The organism is Oleiphilus sp. HI0128 (assembly GCF_001635365.1).
Genome location: NZ_LWGG01001501.1, coordinates 1 through 775, shown reverse-complemented (window position 1 = coordinate 775; position 775 = coordinate 1). Strand labels below are relative to the sequence as shown.

At 43.1% G+C, this 775-nt stretch carries 2 protein-coding genes; both read left to right on the top strand.

What is annotated here, in order from left to right; genetic code table 11:
• Positions 1-382 (top strand): alpha-glucosidase C-terminal domain-containing protein (locus tag A3763_RS24720; RefSeq protein WP_197483108.1); only part of this gene is annotated, 382 nt, incomplete at its 5' end.
• A 183-nt stretch (positions 383-565) separates the two neighbouring features.
• On the top strand, positions 566-775 hold a 210-nt coding region (locus A3763_RS24715), incomplete at its 3' end, for a hypothetical protein (RefSeq protein WP_197483107.1).

Below are 775 nucleotides of genomic sequence, written 5' to 3'. Positions count from 1 at the left end.
CAGACACCAGTGGGACTATACAGATTTAACTACGCAGCTTAACGAAAACACGCATCACCAGCGTGTCTTCAGCGAAATAAAACGTCTGCTAAAAATCCGACAACAACATGCTGCCTTTCACCCTAATGCAGTGCAATTCACTTTGCACCTGGGGGATAAAATATTCGCCTATTGGCGTCAGTCTCCAGACAGAAAGCAAAGCATTTTTTGTATATCGAACATCAGCAAGGAGTCACAGCAACTTGCGATAGCTGACATTAATCTGGTCGATACTCAAGCATGGTGCAACTTAATCAGTGGGCAAGAGCTTAGCAAAGCTGATAACACAATCGATTTAGCGCCTTATCAGACAATCTGGTTATCAAACCTCTGTGCTCTCTAGCCCGGCTAAATCAACTCGCCTCCTGTTTCGACTAGTCATTTTTCTATAGAAACAGGAAGGCTCCACTCCTTGCATATAAGTACCGTCACCAAAGTGACTTAAAAGAGACATAAATTTGTAGCACTCTCGAAACATAATTCCCTCTTCAGTAAAAACACCTATCGTTAAATGGAAAGGAAAATTATGCACTCTATGAATATGTTTAAGAAAACGGCTCTCGCTCTCGCCATTTCAAGCCCCCTCTTGTTAGCAGGTTGCAGCGATGACGATAAAGACTCCTCGTCAGTCAAAAACTTCAATAGAGTGGCGACTTTCCACGTATGTGAGCAGATCAATACTCAATGTAATGACGACACCGAAACCGTTGCAGAAATTGTTGCCGCAAGCACTGAC